This window comes from Microbacterium sp. 8M, assembly GCF_902506375.1.
Classification (GTDB): Bacteria; Actinomycetota; Actinomycetes; order Actinomycetales; family Microbacteriaceae; genus Microbacterium.
In genome coordinates this window covers 667,364-684,989 of record NZ_LR733284.1, presented here as the reverse complement: position 1 = coordinate 684,989, position 17,626 = coordinate 667,364, and the positions used below count along the sequence as shown (strand labels likewise).

Annotated in this window: 28 protein-coding genes; all 28 read right to left on the bottom strand. The window is 67.4% G+C overall.

What is annotated here, in order from left to right:
• Positions 1–38: 38 nt before the first annotated feature.
• The 28 genes from rplO to AERO9AM_RS03085 all read right to left on the bottom strand — a co-directional run bounded on the left by rplO (position 39) and on the right by AERO9AM_RS03085 (position 17,623).
• Positions 39–560 carry a 50S ribosomal protein L15 gene (rplO, locus tag AERO9AM_RS03220; protein WP_159574858.1) on the bottom strand — a complete coding sequence of 174 codons (522 nt, stop codon included), beginning with the start codon at positions 558–560 and terminating at the stop codon, positions 39–41.
• Entirely contained in the window at positions 560–745 is a 186-nt protein-coding gene (gene rpmD, locus AERO9AM_RS03215) for a 50S ribosomal protein L30 (protein ID WP_045249910.1), read from the bottom strand. Before rpmD ends, rplO begins: the two co-directional genes overlap by 1 nt.
• Positions 745–1,434: a 30S ribosomal protein S5 gene (gene rpsE, locus AERO9AM_RS03210; protein ID WP_045249911.1), complete on the bottom strand. Its 690-nt coding sequence runs from the start codon at positions 1,432–1,434 to the stop codon at positions 745–747. The genes rpmD and rpsE overlap by 1 nt, the downstream gene beginning before the upstream one ends.
• On the bottom strand, positions 1,431–1,790 hold the full coding sequence (rplR, locus tag AERO9AM_RS03205; RefSeq protein ID WP_159574857.1) for a 50S ribosomal protein L18: 360 nt from the start codon (positions 1,788–1,790) through the stop codon (positions 1,431–1,433). The genes rpsE and rplR overlap by 4 nt, the downstream gene beginning before the upstream one ends.
• A gap of 2 nt (positions 1,791–1,792) precedes the next feature.
• A complete protein-coding gene (gene rplF, locus AERO9AM_RS03200; RefSeq protein ID WP_159574856.1) occupies positions 1,793–2,329 on the bottom strand; it encodes a 50S ribosomal protein L6 in 537 nt (178 codons plus the stop codon).
• Between the two features lie 7 nt (positions 2,330–2,336).
• The gene (rpsH, locus tag AERO9AM_RS03195; protein WP_159574855.1) at positions 2,337–2,735 is read right to left on the bottom strand and encodes a 30S ribosomal protein S8; all 399 of its coding nucleotides are present in this window, start codon (positions 2,733–2,735) and stop codon (positions 2,337–2,339) included.
• Between the two features lie 150 nt (positions 2,736–2,885).
• Complete coding sequence (gene rplE, locus AERO9AM_RS03190; RefSeq protein ID WP_159574854.1) at positions 2,886–3,476, bottom strand: 50S ribosomal protein L5; 591 nt, start codon at positions 3,474–3,476, stop codon at positions 2,886–2,888.
• Positions 3,476–3,835: a 50S ribosomal protein L24 gene (gene rplX / locus AERO9AM_RS03185; protein WP_159574853.1), complete on the bottom strand. Its 360-nt coding sequence runs from the start codon at positions 3,833–3,835 to the stop codon at positions 3,476–3,478. Before rplX ends, rplE begins: the two co-directional genes overlap by 1 nt.
• 3 nt (positions 3,836–3,838) lie before the next feature.
• The gene (rplN, locus tag AERO9AM_RS03180) at positions 3,839–4,207 is read right to left on the bottom strand and encodes a 50S ribosomal protein L14 (protein ID WP_045249917.1); all 369 of its coding nucleotides are present in this window, start codon (positions 4,205–4,207) and stop codon (positions 3,839–3,841) included.
• Positions 4,204–4,527: a 30S ribosomal protein S17 gene (rpsQ, locus tag AERO9AM_RS03175; protein WP_159574852.1), complete on the bottom strand. Its 324-nt coding sequence runs from the start codon at positions 4,525–4,527 to the stop codon at positions 4,204–4,206. Before rpsQ ends, rplN begins: the two co-directional genes overlap by 4 nt.
• Positions 4,527–4,841, bottom strand: a complete 315-nt coding sequence (rpmC, locus tag AERO9AM_RS03170; RefSeq protein ID WP_045249918.1) for a 50S ribosomal protein L29 — start codon at positions 4,839–4,841, stop codon at positions 4,527–4,529. The genes rpsQ and rpmC overlap by 1 nt, the downstream gene beginning before the upstream one ends.
• Positions 4,841–5,260, bottom strand: a complete 420-nt coding sequence (gene rplP / locus AERO9AM_RS03165; protein WP_159574851.1) for a 50S ribosomal protein L16 — start codon at positions 5,258–5,260, stop codon at positions 4,841–4,843. Before rplP ends, rpmC begins: the two co-directional genes overlap by 1 nt.
• Positions 5,260–6,012, bottom strand: a complete 753-nt coding sequence (gene rpsC / locus AERO9AM_RS03160; protein WP_045249920.1) for a 30S ribosomal protein S3 — start codon at positions 6,010–6,012, stop codon at positions 5,260–5,262. The genes rplP and rpsC overlap by 1 nt, the downstream gene beginning before the upstream one ends.
• A complete protein-coding gene (rplV, locus tag AERO9AM_RS03155) occupies positions 6,012–6,392 on the bottom strand; it encodes a 50S ribosomal protein L22 (protein WP_159574850.1) in 381 nt (126 codons plus the stop codon). The genes rpsC and rplV overlap by 1 nt, the downstream gene beginning before the upstream one ends.
• Positions 6,392–6,673 carry a 30S ribosomal protein S19 gene (gene rpsS / locus AERO9AM_RS03150; RefSeq protein WP_045249922.1) on the bottom strand — a complete coding sequence of 94 codons (282 nt, stop codon included), beginning with the start codon at positions 6,671–6,673 and terminating at the stop codon, positions 6,392–6,394. Before rpsS ends, rplV begins: the two co-directional genes overlap by 1 nt.
• A gap of 12 nt (positions 6,674–6,685) precedes the next feature.
• Entirely contained in the window at positions 6,686–7,525 is an 840-nt protein-coding gene (gene rplB / locus AERO9AM_RS03145; RefSeq protein WP_159574849.1) for a 50S ribosomal protein L2, read from the bottom strand.
• A gap of 20 nt (positions 7,526–7,545) precedes the next feature.
• Positions 7,546–7,863 carry a 50S ribosomal protein L23 gene (gene rplW, locus AERO9AM_RS03140; protein WP_045249924.1) on the bottom strand — a complete coding sequence of 106 codons (318 nt, stop codon included), beginning with the start codon at positions 7,861–7,863 and terminating at the stop codon, positions 7,546–7,548.
• Complete coding sequence (gene rplD, locus AERO9AM_RS03135) at positions 7,860–8,516, bottom strand: 50S ribosomal protein L4 (protein WP_159574848.1); 657 nt, start codon at positions 8,514–8,516, stop codon at positions 7,860–7,862. The genes rplW and rplD overlap by 4 nt, the downstream gene beginning before the upstream one ends.
• A gap of 5 nt (positions 8,517–8,521) precedes the next feature.
• Positions 8,522–9,181, bottom strand: coding sequence for a 50S ribosomal protein L3 (gene rplC, locus AERO9AM_RS03130; RefSeq protein WP_045249926.1), 660 nt, complete (start codon positions 9,179–9,181; stop codon positions 8,522–8,524).
• 10 nt (positions 9,182–9,191) lie between these two features.
• Entirely contained in the window at positions 9,192–9,500 is a 309-nt protein-coding gene (gene rpsJ, locus AERO9AM_RS03125; RefSeq protein ID WP_017201594.1) for a 30S ribosomal protein S10, read from the bottom strand.
• 644 nt (positions 9,501–10,144) lie between these two features.
• Positions 10,145–11,077, bottom strand: a complete 933-nt coding sequence (locus AERO9AM_RS03120; protein WP_159574847.1) for a helix-turn-helix domain-containing protein — start codon at positions 11,075–11,077, stop codon at positions 10,145–10,147.
• A 241-nt stretch (positions 11,078–11,318) separates the two neighbouring features.
• Complete coding sequence (locus tag AERO9AM_RS03115) at positions 11,319–11,543, bottom strand: hypothetical protein (protein ID WP_159574846.1); 225 nt, start codon at positions 11,541–11,543, stop codon at positions 11,319–11,321.
• Positions 11,544–11,689: 146 nt separating this feature from the next.
• Positions 11,690–12,883 (bottom strand): elongation factor Tu, encoded by a 1,194-nt coding sequence (gene tuf / locus AERO9AM_RS03110; protein WP_159574845.1) that lies wholly within the window; start codon positions 12,881–12,883, stop codon positions 11,690–11,692.
• A gap of 179 nt (positions 12,884–13,062) precedes the next feature.
• A complete protein-coding gene (gene fusA / locus AERO9AM_RS03105; RefSeq protein WP_159574844.1) occupies positions 13,063–15,177 on the bottom strand; it encodes an elongation factor G in 2,115 nt (704 codons plus the stop codon).
• Between the two features lie 101 nt (positions 15,178–15,278).
• On the bottom strand, positions 15,279–15,749 hold the full coding sequence (gene rpsG / locus AERO9AM_RS03100) for a 30S ribosomal protein S7 (protein ID WP_159574843.1): 471 nt from the start codon (positions 15,747–15,749) through the stop codon (positions 15,279–15,281).
• A 5-nt stretch (positions 15,750–15,754) separates the two neighbouring features.
• On the bottom strand, positions 15,755–16,123 hold the full coding sequence (rpsL, locus tag AERO9AM_RS03095; protein ID WP_013584051.1) for a 30S ribosomal protein S12: 369 nt from the start codon (positions 16,121–16,123) through the stop codon (positions 15,755–15,757).
• Between the two features lie 228 nt (positions 16,124–16,351).
• Entirely contained in the window at positions 16,352–16,999 is a 648-nt protein-coding gene (locus AERO9AM_RS03090; RefSeq protein WP_201298569.1) for a spermidine/putrescine ABC transporter substrate-binding protein, read from the bottom strand.
• 198 nt (positions 17,000–17,197) lie between these two features.
• Positions 17,198–17,623, bottom strand: coding sequence for a hypothetical protein (locus tag AERO9AM_RS03085; protein WP_236602459.1), 426 nt, complete (start codon positions 17,621–17,623; stop codon positions 17,198–17,200).
• Between the last annotated feature and the right edge of the window lie 3 nt (positions 17,624–17,626).

Below are 17,626 nucleotides of genomic sequence, written 5' to 3'. Positions count from 1 at the left end.
GAGGGGCCGGAGAAATCTCCGGCCCCTCTCGACGCGTGTTACTTGACGGATCCGCCGGCGGCGACGATCTTCTGCTCCGCGGAGCTGGAGACCTTGTCGACCGACACGGTCAGCGCCACGGCGATGTCGCCGTTGCCCAGGACCTTGACCTTCTCGTTCTTGCGGACCGCACCCTTGGCGACCAGGTCGGCGACGGTCACGTCGCCACCGGCCGGGTAGAGCTCGGCGAGCTTGTCCAGGTTCACGACCTGGTACTCCACGCGGAACGGGTTCTTGAAGCCGCGCAGCTTCGGGGTGCGCATGTGCAGCGGCATCTGCCCACCCTCGAAACCGACCCGGACGGTGTTGCGGGCCTTGGTGCCCTTGGTGCCGCGACCGGCGGTCTTGCCCTTGGAGCCCTCACCGCGACCCACGCGGGTCTTGGCGGTGTTGGCGCCGGGGACCGGACGCAGGTGGTGCACCTTCAGGACGCCGGGACGGGAGACCGTGGTCTCCTCGGCCTTCTTGGCGGCCGGCTTCTTGGCTGCGGTCTTGGTGGCCGCTTCCTTCTTCTCAGCCATTAGTCGATCTCCTCAACCTTGACGAGGTGAGCGACCGCGCGGACGTAGCCGCGGGTCTGGGCGTCGTCGGGACGGACGACCGAGTCGCCGATCCGCTTGAGGCCGAGCGAACGCAGCGTGTCACGCTGGTTCTGCTTCTCGCTCACCTTGGACTTGACCTGCGTGACCTTCAGACGCGCAGCCATCAGGCACCTGCCTTCTGCGCAGCGATGGCGTCAGCCTCTGCGCGGACGAGACGCGCCGGGGCGACCTGGTCGAACTCGAGGCCACGACGCGCGGCGACCGCACGGGGCTCCTCGAGCTGCTTCAGGGCCTCCACGGTCGCGTGCACGATGTTGATCGTGTTCGACGAGCCGAGCGACTTGGACAGCACGTCGTGGATACCGGCGCACTCGAGCACGGCGCGGACCGGACCACCGGCGATAACACCGGTACCGGCGGCAGCCGGACGCAGCAGCACGACGCCGGCAGCGGCCTCGCCCTGCACCGGGTGCGGGATGGTGCTCGCGGAGCGCGGCACGCGGAAGAAGTTGCGCTTGGCCTCCTCGACACCCTTCGAGATGGCGAGGGGGACCTCGCGGGCCTTGCCGTAGCCGACGCCCACGAGACCGTTGCCGTCACCCACCACGACGAGCGCGGTGAAGCTGAAGCGACGGCCGCCCTTGACGACCTTCGACACGCGGTTGATGGTCACCACGCGCTCGAGGAACTGGTTGTCCCCACGGTCGCGGGAGTTGCGGTCACGACCGCCCTGGCCGCGGTCGCGGCCACCACGGCCCCCGCGGCGCTCGTCGCGCTGCGGGGCCTCGGAACCGGCCGCGTTCTCGGCTGCAGGAGCCGTCTCGGTCACTTCGTTCTCCTTGATGTCACTCACAGTGCCAGACCCCCTTCACGGGCGCCCTCGGCGATGGCCGCGACGCGACCGGCGTACCGGTTGCCACCGCGGTCGAACACGGCCTCCGAGACACCGGCGGCCTTCGCGCGCTCGGCGACGAGCTCGCCAACCTTGCGGGCCTTGGCGGTCTTGTCACCGTCGAACGCGCGCAGGTCGGTCTCGAGGGTGGAGGCGCTGGCCACGGTGTGGCCCTTGCTGTCGTCGACCAGCTGCACGAAGACGTGGCGGGCCGAACGGGTGACGACCAGGCGCGGACGCACCTCGGTGCCCTGGATCTTCTTGCGAAGGCGGGCGTGACGACGCGAACGTGCGTCGGACTTCGACTTCACAGCCATGGTTACTTACCAGCCTTTCCGGCCTTGCGACGCACGACCTCGCCGGCGTAGCGCACACCCTTGCCCTTGTACGGCTCGGGCTTGCGGATCTTGCGGATGTTCGCAGCCGCCTCGCCGACGGCCTGCTTGCTGATGCCGCTGACGGTGAGCTTGTTGGTGCCCTCGACCGTCAGGGTGATGCCGGCGGGCGGGTCGACCAGGACCGGGTGCGAGAAGCCGAGGGCGAACTCGACCGAGCTGCCCTTCTGCTGGACGCGGTAACCGGTGCCGACGACCTCGAGGCCCTTGGAGTAGCCCTGGGTCACGCCGATGATGTCGTTGTTGATGAGGGTGCGGGTCAGACCGTGCAGCGAACGCGAGGCGCGCTCGTCGTCCGGGCGGGTGACGAGAACCTGGTTCTCCTCGACCGACACCTCGATGGGGGAAGCCACGGTGAGCGAGAGCTCGCCCTTCGGGCCCTTCACCGTCACCTCGCGGCCGTCGACCGTAACGGTCACACCCGCGGGGATCTCGATGGGAAGTCGTCCAATACGCGACATTTTCAGATCACCACACGTAGGCGAGAACTTCTCCGCCCACGCCCTTCTGCTCTGCCTGGCGGTCCGTGAGGAGCCCCGAGGAGGTGGACAGGATCGCGACGCCGAGGCCGCCGAGGACCTTGGGAAGCTCGGTCGACTTCGCGTACACGCGGAGACCGGGCTTGGAGACGCGCTTGATGCCGGCGATCGACCGCTCGCGGTTCGGGCCGTACTTCAGCGAGATGGTGAGGTTCTTGCCGACACGAGCGTCGGTGACCTCCCAGCCGGCGATGTAGCCCTCCTGCTGGAGGATCTCGGCGATGTGGGTCTTCAGCTTGCTCGACGGCAGCGTCACGGAGTCGTGGTGCGCCGAGTTCGCGTTGCGCAGACGGGTCAGCAGATCTGCGACCGGGTCTGTCATCGTCATAGTTTTCTTCTTTCGTTCATGAGGTTCCGGCTGCCGTTACAGGGCAGACGGCCTGCGATGAGCACGCAATTTTCAATTGTACGTCACGCGGGACACGCCCGAAGACCGGATCCCAGGAGGATTCCCGGGATCCGGTCTTCAGAACCTGACTTACGCCTGGACGTCGTTCGACTTGAACGGGAAGCCGAGGTGGCGCAGGAGCGCACGGCCCTCGTCGTCGTTCTTCGCTGTGGTGACGACAGTGATATCGAAACCGCGGACGCGGTCGATCTTGTCCTGGTCGATCTCGTGGAACACGCTCTGCTCCGTGAGACCGAAGGTGTAGTTGCCGTTGCCGTCGAACTGCTTGTCCGAGAGACCGCGGAAGTCGCGGATACGGGGCAGCGCGAGGTTCACGAGGCGGTCCACGAACTCCCAAGCGCGGTCACCGCGGAGGGTGACGTGGGCGCCGATGGGCTGACCCTCGCGCAGCTTGAACTGCGCGATGGACTTGCGGGCCTTCGTGACGATCGGCTTCTGGCCGGTGATCTTGGTGAGGTCGTCGACCGCACCCTCGATCACCTTGGAGTCGCGCGCCGCCTCACCGACACCGGTGTTGACGACGACCTTGACCAGGCCGGGGATCTGCATGACGTTCTCGTAGCCGAACTCGTCCTGCAGAGCCTTCTTGATCTCGTTGTTGTACTTCGCCTTCAGGCGGGGCTGCACCTTGACAGCGCCCGCGGCGTCAGCAGCCGCCATCAGAGGTCCTTACCGCTCTTCTTCGCGTAGCGCACGCGGACCGTGCGCTTCACGCCGTCCTTGACCTGCTCCTCGACGCGGTGACCGACACGGGTCGGCTTCTTCGTCTCGGGGTCGACCAGGGCGACGTTCGAGATGTGGATGGGGGCCTCGATGGTCTCGATGCCGCCCGTCTTGGTGCCGCGCTGCGTCTGTCCGACACGGGTGTGCTTGGTGGCGTAGTTCACGCCTTCCACGATCACGCGGTTCGACTCGGGAAGGACCTCGAGGACCTTGCCCTGCTTGCCACGGTCGCCGCCCTTGTCCTGCTTGCGGCCGGAGATGACCTGGACCAGGTCACCCTTCTTGATGTTCGCCATGAGTTACAGCACCTCCGGGGCGAGCGAGACGATCTTCATGAACTTCTTGTCACGAAGCTCACGGCCGACCGGGCCGAAGATGCGGGTGCCGCGGGGCTCCCCGTCGTTCTTCAGGATCACGGCGGCGTTCTCGTCGAACTTGATGTACGAGCCGTCGGGACGGCGGGTCTGCTTCACGGTGCGGACGATGACGGCCTTGACGACATCACCCTTCTTGACGTTCCCACCGGGGATCGCGTCCTTGACCGTGGCGACGATGATGTCGCCCAGGCCCGCGTAGCGGCGGCTGGAGCCGCCGAGCACGCGGATGGTGAGCAGCTCCTTGGCGCCGGTGTTGTCGGCGACCTTGAGTCGGGACTCGGTCTGGATCACTTTGCCTTCTCCAGGATCTCCACCAGACGCCAGCGCTTGGTGGCGCTCAGCGGGCGGGTCTCGTTGATGAGAACGAGGTCGCCGATGCCGGCGGTGTTGTTCTCGTCGTGCGCCTTGACCTTGGTCGTACGGCGGATGACCTTGCCGTACAGCGGGTGCTTCACGCGGTCCTCGACCTCGACGACGATGGTCTTGTCCATCTTGTCGCTGACGACGTAGCCGCGGCGCGACTTGCGGTAGCCACGGGCGTCGGCGTCGCGCACATCGTGCGCGGCGTGCTCGACGACCGCCTCGGCGGCAGCAGCCTTCTTCTCAGCCATTACTCGGCCTCCTCCTTCGGCGCCTCAGCCTCGTCGGCCTTCTTCGCCTTTGCCTTGGACGCCTTCTTGGCCGGAGCCTCGACCGGAGCCGGCGTCGCACGGATGCCGAGCTCGCGCTCACGGATCACGGTGTAGAGGCGCGCGATGTCGCGCTTGACGGCGCGAATGCGGCCGTGGCTCTCCAGCTGGCCGGTGGCCGACTGGAAACGGAGGTTGAACAGCTCCTCCTTGGCCTTGCGCAGCTCCTCGACGAGGCGCTGGTCTTCGAACGTGTCGAGCTCGGTCACACCGAGCTCCTTGGTGCCGATCGCCATTACGCGTCGCCCTCCTCGCGCTTGATGATGCGTGCCTTGAGCGGCAGCTTGTGAATTGCCCGCTGCAGCGCCTCACGGGCGAGCTGCTCGTTGACACCGGCGACCTCGAAGAGGACGCGGCCGGGCTTGACGTTGGCGACCCACCACTCGGGGGAACCCTTACCGGAACCCATGCGGGTCTCGGCCGGCTTCTTCGTGAGCGGACGGTCGGGGTAGATGTTGATCCACACCTTTCCACCACGCTTGATGTGACGGGTCATCGCGATACGAGCGGACTCGATCTGACGGTTGGTCACGTAAGCGGGGGTGAGGGCCTGGATGCCGAACTCGCCGAAGGAGACCTTCGTGCCGCCGGTGGCCTGGCCATCACGCTTGGGGTGGTGCTGCTTGCGGTACTTGACCTTGCGAGGGATAAGCATCAGGCAGACGCTCCTTCTGCGACGGGAGCCTCGTTGCGCGGACCACGGCGACGGTCGCCACGGTCGTCACGACGGGACTTCGGTGCGTTGGCCTGCTCGCGAGCAAGCTCCTTGTTGGTGAGGTCGCCCTTGTAGATCCAGACCTTCACGCCGATGCGGCCGAAGGTGGTCTTCGCCTCGTAGAAGCCGTAGTCGATGTTCGCGCGCAGCGTGTGCAGCGGCACACGACCCTCGCGGTAGAACTCCGACCGGCTCATCTCCGCGCCGCCGAGGCGGCCCGAGACCTGGATCCGGATGCCCTTGGCGCCGGCGCGCTGGGCGCCCTGGAGGCCCTTGCGCATGGCGCGGCGGAAGGCGACGCGAGCAGAGAGCTGCTCGGCGATGCCCTGGGCGACGAGCTGAGCGTCGGCCTCGGGGTTCTTCACCTCGAGGATGTTCAGCTGGATCTGCTTGCCCGTGAGCTTCTCGAGGTCGCCGCGGATGCGCTCCGCCTCGGCGCCGCGGCGGCCGATGACGATGCCCGGACGAGCGGTGTGGATGTCCACACGCACGCGGTCGCGGGTGCGCTCGATCTCGATGTTGCTCACGCCGGCGCGGTCGAGCTGCGTTTGCAGGAGCTTGCGGATCTTGATGTCCTCGGCGACGTAGTCGGCGTAGCGCTGACCCGGCTTGGTCGAGTCAGAGAACCACCGGGACACGTGGTCCGTGGTGATGCCGAGGCGGAAGCCGTACGGGTTTACCTTCTGTCCCATTACTTGCTCGCCTTCTCGTTCTTGGCGACCTCAGGGGTGGCCAGCACGACCGTGATGTGGCTCGTGCGCTTCTTGATCTGGAACGCGCGGCCCTGGGCGCGGGGCTGGAAACGCTTCAGCGTCGTCCCCTCGTCCACGAAGGCGTTCTTGACGTACAGGTCCTGCTCGTCGAGGAACTCGCCGTCGCGGTCGGCCTTCACCTGAGCGTTGGCGATCGCGGAGTGCACGAGCTTGTAGATCGGCTCGGAGGCGCTCTGCTGCGCGAACTTCAGGATGGCGAGGGCCTCCTGCGCCTGCTTGCCCTTGATGAGGGCGACGACACGACGAGCCTTCTGCGGGGTCACGCGGATGTGCTTCACGCGTGCGATGGATTCGACCATTAGCGGCGCCGCCCCTTCTTGTCGTCCTTCTCGTGGCCGCGGAAGGTGCGGGTGGGCGCGAACTCGCCCAGCTTGTGACCGACCATGGTCTCGGACACGAACACGGGGATGTGCTTGCGTCCGTCGTGCACGGCGATGGTGTGTCCCAGCATGGCGGGGATGATCATCGACCGGCGCGACCAGGTCTTGATGACGTTCTTCGTGCCGGCTTCGTTCTGACCGATCACCTTGCGAAGCAGGTGCTCGTCGACGAAGGGGCCCTTCTTGAGACTGCGAGGCATCTTCTCTTACTCCTACTTGCGCTTCTTGCCAGCGTTACGGCGACGCACGATGTACTTGTCGCTTTCCTTGTTGGCGTGACGGGTGCGTCCCTCAGCCTGGCCCCAAGGGGTGACGGGGTGACGTCCACCGGACGTCTTGCCCTCACCACCACCGTGCGGGTGGTCCACCGGGTTCATCGCGACACCGCGGACGGTCGGGCGCACGCCCTTCCAGCGCTTGCGGCCGGCCTTGCCCCAGTTGATGTTCGACTGCTCGGCGTTGCCGACCTCGCCGATCGTCGCACGGCAGCGCGCGTCGACGTTGCGGATCTCGCCCGAGGGCATGCGCAGCTGCGCGTAGGGGCCGTCCTTCGCGACCAGACGCACGGAGGCGCCGGCCGAGCGGGCGATCTTCGCGCCGCCGCCGGGGCGGAGCTCGATCGCGTGGATGACGGTACCCGTCGGGATGTTCTTCAGCGGGAGGTTGTTGCCCGGCTTGATGTCCGCGGCAGCACCCGACTCGACCACGTCGCCCTGCTTCAGCTTGTTCGGCGCGAGGATGTAGCGCTTCTCGCCGTCGAAGTAGTGCAGCAGCGCGATGCGCGCGGTGCGGTTGGGGTCGTACTCGATGTGAGCGACCTTGGCGTTGACGCCGTCCTTGTCATTGCGACGGAAGTCGATGACGCGGTACTGACGCTTGTGGCCACCACCGATGTGACGGGTCGTGATGCGGCCCTGGTTGTTGCGGCCACCGGTCTTGCTGAGCGGACGCAGCAGCGACTTCTCCGGCGTCGATCGGGTGATCTCGGCGAAGTCGGCCACCGACGAGCCGCGGCGACCCGGGGTCGTGGGCTTGTACTTGCGAATAGCCATGTTCTGTCCTTATCCCCCGGTCAGTTCACTGCCGTGAAGATGTCGATGGTGCCCGACTTCAGGGCGACGATGGCGCGCTTGGTGTCCTTGCGCTTGCCCGTGCCGAAGCGGGTGCGACGAGCCTTGCCGACGCGGTTGATCGTGTTGACGCTGGCGACCTTGACATCGAAGATCTTCTCGATCGCGAGCTTGATCTCGGTCTTGGAGGCGCGGGGGTCCACCAGGAAGGTGTACTTGCCCTCGTCGATCAGGCCGTAGCTCTTCTCGGAGACGACCGGCTTCAGGATGATGTCGCGCGGGTCCTTGTTGGCAGCCGCGGCGAGGATGTTGTCGCTCATGCGGAGACCTCCTCGGTTGCGCCGGACTTCAGCGCGACGAACGCGTCGAAGGCCGCCTTGGTGAAGACGATGTCGTCGGAGTTGACCACGTCGTAGGCGTTGAGCTGGTCGAAGTACAGCACGTGCACGTCGGCCAGGTTGCGGACGCTCAGGGCGTTGGTGTCGTCGCCGCGGTCGATGACCACGAGGACCTTCTTGCCCGGGAGAGCGTTCAGGTAGGCGGCGGCCGTCTTGGTGGACGGCTTGCCCTCGACGCCGAAGGACTCGACGACGTGCAGGCGCTCACCGCGGAAGCGGTCGCTCAGCGCGCCCGCGAGGGCGGCGGCGATCATCTTCTTGGGGGTGCGCTGCGAGTAGTCGCGCGGCTTCGGGCCGTGGACGATGCCACCACCGGTCATGTGCGGCGCGCGGATGGAGCCCTGACGGGCGTTACCCGTGCCCTTCTGCTTGAAGGGCTTGCGACCGGCACCGGAGACCTCACCGCGACGCTTGGTCGAGTGGGTGCCCTGGCGAGCCGCGGCGAGCTGCGCGACGACGACCTGGTGGATCAGCGGAACGTTGGTCTTGGCGTCGAAGATCGCGGCGGGGGCGTCGACCGTACCGGTCTTCTTGCCGCCGGCGAACACGTCGAGCGTCAGAGTGGTGTCAGCCATGGGACTCAGGCACCCTTCACTGCGTTGCGGACGTAGACGATGCGACCGCGCGCACCGGGGACGGCGCCCTTGACGAGCAGCAGACCCTTCTCGGCGTCGACGGCGTGCACCGTGAGGTTGAGGACGGTCACGCGCTCGCCACCCATGCGACCGGCCATGCGCATGCCCTTGAAGACACGGCTCGGGGTCGACGAAGCACCGATGGAACCGGGCTTGCGGTGGTTGCGGTGCGCACCGTGCGAGGCGGAGACGCCCTTGAAGTTGTGGCGCTTCATGACACCCGCGAAGCCCTTGCCCTTGCTGGTGCCGACGACGTCGACCAGCTGGCCGGCCTCGAAGGTGCCCTCAACGGTGAGCTCCTGGCCGAGCGTGTAGTCGCCGGCGTCCGCGGTGCGGATCTCGGTGACGTGGCGGCGCGGGGTGACCCCGGCGGCCTCGAAGTGCTTGGCGAGGGGCTGCGTGACCTTGCGCGGGTCGATCTGACCGGCCGCGATCTGGACAGCGTTGTAGCCGTCCTTCTCGGGGGTGCGGATCTGGGTGACCACGTTCGGGGCTAGCTCGATCACGGTGACCGGGATCAGCTTGCCGTTCTCGTTCCAGACCTGGGTCATGCCGAGCTTGGTGCCGAGCAGGCCCTTGGAAATCTTTGCGTTGATGTCGACCATCGTGATCCCCTTACAGCTTGATCTCGATGTTGACGTCGGCAGGAAGGTCGAGGCGCATGAGCGAGTCGACGGCCTTCGGCGTCGGGTCGACGATGTCGATCAGACGCTTGTGGGTGCGCATCTCGAAGTGCTCGCGGCTGTCCTTGTACTTGTGGGGCGACCGGATGACGCACACGACGTTCTTCTCGGTCGGAAGCGGCACCGGGCCGACGACGGTCGCGCCCGCACGGGTCACGGTGTCGACGATCTTGCGGGCCGACGTGTCGATGACCTCGTGGTCATACGACTTCAGGCGAATGCGGATCTTCTGTCCCGCCATTGTCTGCTCTCTCTCATTAAGCGTCTTACCTGCCCGGATCGGGTGATCCGGGGGCATTGGACGCGCGACGGCGCGTTCTGCGCCTTCGCACTCCTCCTCCTGACCCGTGTCGCGGAGCCGAGGATCCGGTTTCCGAGCCTGTCGAAGGGGCGCACCACTGTTCTGCTGTCAGCCCGGAGCCTCGCGACTCGCGGAAGCCGACCCCCGCACATGACGGGGCCTCGGTGAAGAGGTGTCGGTTGTCTGTTCTGCTGCCCGCGGCCCAGATCCCTGCGCCCGCTTCCCTGGATCTCTCCGCGGAAGGGCGCCGTCTGTGCACTGCCCTGGCAGTGACCCGGCGCGCATCGGGACGCACGCCGGAATGTGGAACCTCAATAGTCTACGTGCAGCCCGGGCGTGTCGCAAACTCGGGCGTGTCGCCGACGGCGTGTCCGGCGTGTCGCGGCTTCCGCGCGCTCGACGCGGCGTGGACGCGGTCGCGCGGGGACGGAAGAGGGGCGGAGCATCGGATGAATGCCCCGCCCCTCTGCGGGAGGCCGCTCGCACCCAGGAACAGCTGCGGTCCGGCGGCGGCGCGCCTCTTCGTTACGACGTGACACCGGCTTCCGCCGATGTCCGGCACCCCAGCGCGTCGTGTCCCGCACTCATGACAGCGCATCGAGGACGCGCCCGCCCCGGAGTTCGGGGAGAGACGACGCATTCAGCCGGAGAGGCGTCGCTCTCGGCACGAGGTCCGTCCCGACGCGCGCATCCGCGCCGTCATCCACCTGCGGCAGCATGCCCATGCGGATCGTCGACGGCGACGGCAGGCCCTCGCGCAGCATCGCCCGCGCCAGTGGAGAGCCGCCGGAGAAGCCGACGCGGTGCGCGATCTCGTCGATGCTCATCGCCCCGGTCGGATCCTCGCTGAGCAGCCGCACCGCCGCGTCGAGGCGGGCACGGCGCACCTCGCGCGCGATCGTCGTGCCCTGCGCCTGGAACTGACGCTCGAGCTGGCGCACCGAGAGATTCACCGCCTCCGCGATCCGTCGGGAGCTGAGCCGCGGGTCGCCGTGCAGGCGCATGATCACCGCCAGCGCCTGGCGCAGCGGACCCGGCGCCTCCTTCGCCGACTCCACGGCGAGCAGACGCGACACCATGTCCTTCAGCAGCAGCTCGATGTGCGGATGCGGCATCCCGAGCACCTCGCGGTCCACCGCGGTGACCACTTCCGCCGCGAACGCGATCACGCCGCTGAGCAGAGCGTCCGCGCCTGCTGCGCGTCGCACGCCGGGAGCCGCCTGATCCGACGGCACGGTGATCGAGATCAGGTCGCTCGGACGCAGCACCGCCGCCATCGCCGTGCAGTCCGACATCAGCAGCGCACCGTGCTGCGTCACCTCGAACGGCGTCACCGCGCCCCGCACCGCCACGCGGCCGCGGCGGACTCCGTGCACCGCCAGCACGCCCTTGCCCGCCGACAGCGAGAGCACCCCGCCGGTCGCCCTCGTCAGCCGGATGCGGACGGCGCCGAACTCCCGCTCGACGATGTGCGCGGCGGGGTGCGCCGAAACGGTCGCAGGCGCTTCGCCCGTCATCGTCCGCCCCCGGCGGACCGCACTTGCACGTACACGGATCTGCTCCCCAGCAGCATTCGGGTCACCGCTCGTCCTCCCACAGGACAGTCGCAGTCTAGCGAGCGCGACGGACGATATCGAGCAGTGCGGCTTGATATCGGCCGTCTCCCGGGCACGACGAACGGCGTCGCCCGGGCACGACGAAGGGCGGAGAGCCGAAGCCCTCCGCCCTTCGCAAGACGTCAGTGCTGCGCGGAGCGCGTCACTCGGTGCCGACCTGCTTGTCCAGGTTGTCGCGCACGCCGTCGATCTGCTCCGCAGCGCCGGGGGCGACCTTCTTGGCGAGGTCCGCCGCGCCGCCCAGAACGGTGTCGCTGATCCCCTCGGCCTGCTCGCTGTGCAGCAGCTCCTCGACCTTCTCCTTGTTCTCCTCGAAGAACTCCTTGCCCTTGTTGACCGCGTCGTTGATGGCGTCTCCGAGACCCATGGGGCTCCCTCCCTAGATCGAGCCGGCTGTCGGCCCGCACGTGGCAATTCTGCCCGCCGGATGCAGCGCCGACAAGACCCGATCCGACACGGAACGACACAGGGGCCGGACCCGAAGGCCCGACCCCTGCGCGCAGAAGCAGGTGCTTACTTGATGACCTTGGTCACCGTGCCGGCGCCGACGGTGCGGCCACCCTCACGGATCGCGAAGCCGAGGCCCTCTTCCATGGCGATCGGCTGGATGAGGTCGACCTTCATGTCCGTGGTGTCACCGGGCATGACCATCTCGGTGCCCTCGGGCAGCGTGATGACGCCGGTCACGTCCGTGGTACGGAAGTAGAACTGCGGACGGTAGTTCGTGTAGAAGGGGTTGTGGCGGCCACCCTCGTCCTTGGACAGGATGTACGCGGTGCCCTCGAACTCGGTGTGCGGGGTGATCGAACCCGGCTTCACCACGACCTGGCCGCGCTCGACGTCCTCGCGCTTGGTGCCGCGGAGGAGAAGACCGCAGTTCTCGCCGGCCCACGCCTCGTCGAGCTGCTTGTGGAACATCTCGATACCGGTGACCGTGGTCTTCTGCGTCGGGCGGATGCCGACGATCTCGACCTCGGAGTTGATCGCGAGGGTACCGCGCTCGGCGCGACCCGTGACGACCGTGCCACGACCGGTGATGGTGAAGACGTCCTCGATCGGCATCAGGAACGGCTTGTCCTTGTCGCGCACCGGGTCCGGGATGGACTCGTCAACGGCCTCCATGAGCTCGACGATCGACTGAACCCACTTCTCGTCGCCCTCGAGAGCCTTCAGGCCCGAGACGCGCACGACGGGGGCGTTGTCACCGTCGAAGTCCTGCGACGACAGCAGCTCGCGGACCTCGAGCTCGACGAGCTCCAGGATCTCCTCGTCGTCGACCATGTCGCTCTTGTTCAGTGCGACGAGCAGGTACGGCACGCCGACCTGCTTGGCGAGCAGCACGTGCTCGCGGGTCTGGGCCATCGGGCCGTCGGTGGCGGCGACCACGAGGATCGCGCCGTCCATCTGCGCCGCACCGGTGATCATGTTCTTGATGTAGTCGGCGTGACCGGGCGCGTCGACGTGAGCGTAGTGACGCTTCGGGGTCTCGTACTCGACGTGCGAGATGTTGATCGTGATACCGCGCTGACGCTCCTCGGGAGCGGAGTCGATCGACGCGAAGTCGCGCTGCACGTTGGTGGCCGACGGGTACTTGTCGGCGAGCACCTTCGAGATCGCGGCGGTGAGCGTGGTCTTGCCGTGGTCGACGTGACCGATCGTTCCGATGTTCACGTGCGGCTTGGTCCGCTCGAACTTGGCCTTAGCCACTGGGTCCTCCTCAGGACGTCATGTAGGGGCACCGGGCACTGGATTGTGACCGCTTTCCTACGGGTTCAGATTCTCAGTTTAGTAGAGAGGCGATGTGAAGTTGTCTGAGTGCCTGGGCGGATCCGGGACCCTGGGATCCCCTCGTCGGGCAGGGACCGGATCCGCCAGGCTCCTAGGGCTTACTCGCCCTTGGTCTTCTGGATGATCTCGTCGGCGACGGCCTTCGGGACCTCGGCGTAGCTGTCGAACTCCATCGAGTACACGGCGCGGCCCGAGGTCTTCGAGCGCAGGTCGCCGATGTAGCCGAACATCTCGGACAGCGGGACCGACGCGCGCACGACCTTGACGCCCTGGGCGTCCTCCATCGACTGGATCTGGCCACGACGCGAGTTCAGGTCGCCGATGACGTCGCCCATGTACTCCTCCGGAGTACGGACCTCGACGGCCATCAGCGGCTCGAGCAGCACCGGGTTCGCGCGCTTGACGGCCTCCTTGAAGCCCATCGAGCCCGCGATCTTGAACGCCATCTCCGAGGAGTCGACGTCGTGCGACGCGCCGTCGATCAGGATCGCCTTGACGCCGACCATCGGGTAGCCCGCGAGGGCACCGGTGGCCATGGCGTCCTGGAAGCCCTGGTTCGTCGGCTCGATGTACTCGCGCGGGATGCGCCCACCGGTGACCTGGTTGACGAACTCGTAGCTCTGCTCCGCGGTCACCTCGAGGGGCTCGAGCGTGAACTGGATCTTCGCGAACTGGCCCGATCCACCCGTCTGCTTCTTGTGGGTGTAGTCGTGCTTCTCGACGGCCTTCTTGATCGTCTCGCGGTAGGCCACCTGCGGCTTGCCGACGTTCGCCTCGACCTTGAACTCGCGCTTCATGCGGTCCACGAGGATGTCCAGGTGCAGCTCGCCCATGCCCTTGATGGTCGTCTGACCGGTCTCGGGGTTGAGCTCCGTGCGGAACGTCGGGTCCTCTTCGGCGAGCTTCTGGATCGCGGTGCCCAGCTTCTCCTGGTCGGCCTTGGTCTTCGGCTCGATGGCGACCTCGATGACCGGCTCCGGGAACGTCATCGACTCGAGGACGACCGGCGCGTCGATCGCAGCCAGGGTGTCACCGGTGGTGGTGTCCTTCAGGCCGATCACGGCGTAGATGTTGCCGGCGGTCAGCTTGTCGACCGGGTTCTCCTTGTTGGCGTGCATCTGGAAGATCTTCCCGATGCGCTCCTTCTTGCCCTTGGTCGAGTTGATGACCTGGGCGCCCGACTCGAGCTCGCCCGAGTACACGCGCACGTAGGTGAGACGACCGAAGAACGGGTGCACGGCGACCTTGAAGGCCAGGGCGGCGAAGGGATCCTTGGCGTCGGGGTGACGCTCGATGATCTTCTCCTCGTCCTTCGGGTCGTGCGCCTCGATGGCCGGGATGTCCAGCGGCGACGGCAGGAAGTCGACGACCGCGTCCAGCATCGGCTGCACACCGCGGTTCTTGAACGCCGAGCCGCACAGCACCGGGTAGATCTCGCTGGCGATGACCATCTTGCGGATGGCGCCCTTGATCTCGGCGACGGTCAGCTCCTCGCCGCCGAAGTACTTCTCCAGCAGCACGTCGTCGGACTCGGCGACGGTCTCGAGCAGCGCGTGACGGTACTCCTCGGCCTTGTCCTTGAGGTCGGCCGGGATCTCCTGCACCTCGTACGAGGCGCCCATGGTCACGTCACCCTTGGCGTCGCCGGGCCACACCAGCGCGCGCATCTCGATGAGGTCGACCACGCCGACGAAGTCGTTCTCGGCGCCGATCGGCAGCTGCAGCACGAGGGGCTTGGCGCCGAGGCGGTTCACGATGGTGTCGACGGTGTAGTAGAAGTCCGCGCCGAGCTTGTCCATCTTGTTGACGAAGCAGATGCGGGGGACGTTGTACTTGTCGGCCTGGCGCCACACGGTCTCGGACTGGGGCTCCACGCCCTCCTTGCCGTCGAACACGGCGACCGCGCCGTCGAGGACGCGGAGCGAGCGCTCCACCTCGACCGTGAAGTCCACGTGACCGGGGGTGTCGATGATGTTGATCTGGTTCTTGTTCCAGAAGCAGGTCACGGCGGCCGACGTGATCGTGATGCCGCGCTCCTTCTCCTGCTCCATCCAGTCGGTCGTCGACGCACCGTCGTGGGTCTCGCCGAGCTTGTGGTTCACACCCGTGTAGAACAGGATGCGCTCGGTCGTCGTGGTCTTACCGGCATCGATGTGCGCCATGATGCCGATGTTGCGGACCTTGCTCAGGTCGGTGAGCACTTCTTGTGCCACGGGGGTGTCCTTATCTTCTTGCTGTCGTTATGCGACGAAGGAAAGTGTGGGGTGCCGGAGCCGGATCCCGTGCGGGATCCGGCTCCGGCCCGACTGGCTGATTACCAGCGGTAGTGCGCGAAGGCGCGGTTCGACTCGGCCATCTTGTGAGTGTCCTCGCGGCGCTTGACCGCGGCACCCAGGCCGTTCGAGGCGTCCAGGATCTCGTTCTGGAGGCGCTCGGTCATGGTCTTCTCACGGCGGCTCTTGGCGTAGCCGACGAGCCAGCGGAGGGCGAGGGTGTTCGCGCGGTGCGGCTTCACCTCGACCGGGACCTGGTAGGTCGAGCCACCGACACGGCGGCTCTTGACCTCGAGGGTCGGGCGGATGTTGTCGAGCGCCTTCTTCAGGGTCGCGACGGCATCCTGGCCGCTCTTCGCCTCGACGCCGCGGAGGGCGCCGTAGACGATGGCCTCAGCGAGCGACTTCTTGCCGTCGATGAGGATCTTGTTGACCAGCTGGCTGACGATCGGAGCGCCGTAGACCGGGTCGTTGACGACGGGGCGCTTGGGGGCGGGGCCCTTACGAGGCATCTAACTCAACCCTTCTTCGCGCCGTAGCGGGAACGAGCCTGCTTACGGTTCTTGACGGCCTGGGTGTCCAGGGCGCCACGGACGATCTTGTAGCGGACACCGGGGAGGTCCTTGACACGACCACCGCGCACGAGCACCAGCGAGTGCTCCTGCAGGTTGTGGCCCTCACCGGGGATGTACGCGGTGACCTCGGTGCCGTTGCGGAGCTTCACACGAGCGACCTTGCGCATCGCCGAGTTCGGCTTCTTCGGGGTGGTGGTGTACACACGGGTGCACACGCCGGCCTGCTGCGGGTTCGACTTCAGAGCGGGAGCCTTGGTCTTGGAGACCTTCGGCGAACGACCCTTGCGAACCAACTGCTGAATAGTTGGCACTGCTTCTCCTTGTTGTGCTGCACGGTGACAGCGTGATGGGTTTCACATCAGACCCGCCCGCACGCCGAGAACGGCGTTCGTGTGAATGGTGGGTATGCCGTGGGGGCGGAGCCGGCGAGTGCCGGTGCCCGATACGCGCGCGTCAAGACACACGCATACCCGCTCTATGGTAATGCGCGGTAACACGCCGGTCAAATGGAGGGCACGCGGCGCGCCGGGGCGCGGGGATCAGAACGTGTCGGGGTCGAAGGGCGAGTCCAGCGCCTCGGTGAGCTCGGCGAGCAGCGCCTCGATCTGGGGCTCGACGTACTCGCTGATCGCCGCCTGCACGCGCAGCCGGTGCCGCAGGAGCAGGCCGCAGATCTCGCGGCCCACCACGTTCGCGTAGTCGTCGGCCAGCGCCACCTCGCGACGCAGCGCCGCCTTCGCCTCATCGCTGAGCGGCGGCAGTGGCGGCAGCTCCCCCGCGTCCTCGTCGGCCATGCCGGCGAGCGTGAACAGGAACGGCGCGCCCGGCACCGGATCCGGGTCCAGCGGCATGCCCTCGTACTCGGGCTCGAGGTCCTCCGTCGGCCGGTACGCGCGGGCGCGGTTGCGCGCCGCCTGCTGGTCGAGCTCGCTCTGCAGCATCGGAAGGTTGCGCGCCGTGTACTCGGCGACCGCGTGGTCGACGATGGTCTTGATCCGGGTGGACAGCCCGTGCTGCACGCCGTGCGGGACGTTCGCGCCGATGCCCGCCGCGGACAGCACCGGGGATCCCATGCAGCGCCGGCATGGAGCGACCCGCCCGCGGTGCGTCGCGGGCTCCCACCGCGGCACCCAGCGCAGCCAGGCCTCGACGGCCTGGTCCACCTGCGTCTCCAACGAGCGCTCCACACATCCAGCGTACGGCGCGGACACGCCCGGGCGGCAGCGGCGCGCGAGATCGCGGCGCCGGCCCGGGCTGCCTGCGGAGGCGCATGGGCGGCGCCGGGACCGGGTCTATCGACCCCGAGGAGGCGGATCGGCCCGGATCCTCCTCATCTCGGCGCGTTCACCGGATCCCGGCACCGCGCCCGCGTGCGCGGCATGAGGTCAGGGCCGCTCGTCGTCGCCCTTCTCCCAGGGCCAGTGCGGCGCCTGCGCGGCCGTGCGGCGCAGGGCGATCGCCACCCACGCCGCGATCAGCGCCGCGACCACGATCACCGCGCTCGCCCCGCCGAGCACCAGCTGGCCGGCCGCGGCGGTGGCGTCGACGGCGCCGGCGCCCTCCGCGACCGCGGCGCCCCACACTCCGCCGAGGTGGCCGAGCGCGGCGCCGAGGGCGAGGAACACCGTCGCCACGAACGACGGCCGCCGGTCGGCGAGCACCGCCCACAGCGCGAGCGCGAACACGAGCACCGCGAGCACCATGCCCACGGCGCCGGGGATCTGCCCCAGCCGCGGCACCGAGATGATGTCGTGCTCGGCGAACAGGCTCAGCAAACCCAGGCCCATGATGGTGAGCGCGAAGAACGACACGAC

Excerpts from the sequence above, each read along its gene's own strand:
- rplP (WP_159574851.1), bottom strand. The coding sequence starts at position 5,260 with ATGCTTATCCCTCGCAAGGTCAAGTACCGCAAGCAGCACCACCCCAAG.
- rplD (WP_159574848.1), bottom strand. The coding sequence starts at position 8,516 with ATGGCTGACACCACTCTGACGCTCGACGTGTTCGCCGGCGGCAAGAAG.
- rpsQ (WP_159574852.1), bottom strand. The coding sequence starts at position 4,527 with ATGGCTGAGAAGAAGGCTGCTGCCGCCGAGGCGGTCGTCGAGCACGCC.
- rplR (WP_159574857.1), bottom strand. The coding sequence starts at position 1,790 with ATGGCTGTGAAGTCGAAGTCCGACGCACGTTCGCGTCGTCACGCCCGC.
- rpsC (WP_045249920.1), bottom strand. The coding sequence starts at position 6,012 with ATGGGACAGAAGGTAAACCCGTACGGCTTCCGCCTCGGCATCACCACG.
- rplV (WP_159574850.1), bottom strand. The coding sequence starts at position 6,392 with ATGGTCGAATCCATCGCACGCGTGAAGCACATCCGCGTGACCCCGCAG.
- rpmC (WP_045249918.1), bottom strand. The coding sequence starts at position 4,841 with ATGGCGATCGGCACCAAGGAGCTCGGTGTGACCGAGCTCGACACGTTC.
- rpsH (WP_159574855.1), bottom strand. The coding sequence starts at position 2,735 with ATGACGATGACAGACCCGGTCGCAGATCTGCTGACCCGTCTGCGCAAC.
- rplB (WP_159574849.1), bottom strand. The coding sequence starts at position 7,525 with ATGGCTATTCGCAAGTACAAGCCCACGACCCCGGGTCGCCGCGGCTCG.
- AERO9AM_RS03115 (WP_159574846.1), bottom strand. The coding sequence starts at position 11,543 with ATGGGTCTCGGAGACGCCATCAACGACGCGGTCAACAAGGGCAAGGAG.
- rplO (WP_159574858.1), bottom strand. The coding sequence starts at position 560 with ATGGCTGAGAAGAAGGAAGCGGCCACCAAGACCGCAGCCAAGAAGCCG.
- rpsS (WP_045249922.1), bottom strand. The coding sequence starts at position 6,673 with ATGCCTCGCAGTCTCAAGAAGGGCCCCTTCGTCGACGAGCACCTGCTT.
- rplF (WP_159574856.1), bottom strand. The coding sequence starts at position 2,329 with ATGTCGCGTATTGGACGACTTCCCATCGAGATCCCCGCGGGTGTGACC.
- rpsG (WP_159574843.1), bottom strand. The coding sequence starts at position 15,749 with ATGCCTCGTAAGGGCCCCGCCCCCAAGCGCCCCGTCGTCAACGACCCG.
- AERO9AM_RS03120 (WP_159574847.1), bottom strand. The coding sequence starts at position 11,077 with ATGACGGGCGAAGCGCCTGCGACCGTTTCGGCGCACCCCGCCGCGCAC.
- rplE (WP_159574854.1), bottom strand. The coding sequence starts at position 3,476 with ATGGCGGCTGCTGACGCCGCGGGCGCTGTCAAGGTGCAGCCCCGCCTG.
- rpsJ (WP_017201594.1), bottom strand. The coding sequence starts at position 9,500 with ATGGCGGGACAGAAGATCCGCATTCGCCTGAAGTCGTATGACCACGAG.
- rplX (WP_159574853.1), bottom strand. The coding sequence starts at position 3,835 with ATGGCGAACATCAAGAAGGGTGACCTGGTCCAGGTCATCTCCGGCCGC.
- rpmD (WP_045249910.1), bottom strand. The coding sequence starts at position 745 with ATGGCTGCGCGTCTGAAGGTCACGCAGGTCAAGTCCAAGGTGAGCGAG.
- rplW (WP_045249924.1), bottom strand. The coding sequence starts at position 7,863 with ATGAGCGACAACATCCTCGCCGCGGCTGCCAACAAGGACCCGCGCGAC.
- rplC (WP_045249926.1), bottom strand. The coding sequence starts at position 9,181 with ATGGTCGACATCAACGCAAAGATTTCCAAGGGCCTGCTCGGCACCAAG.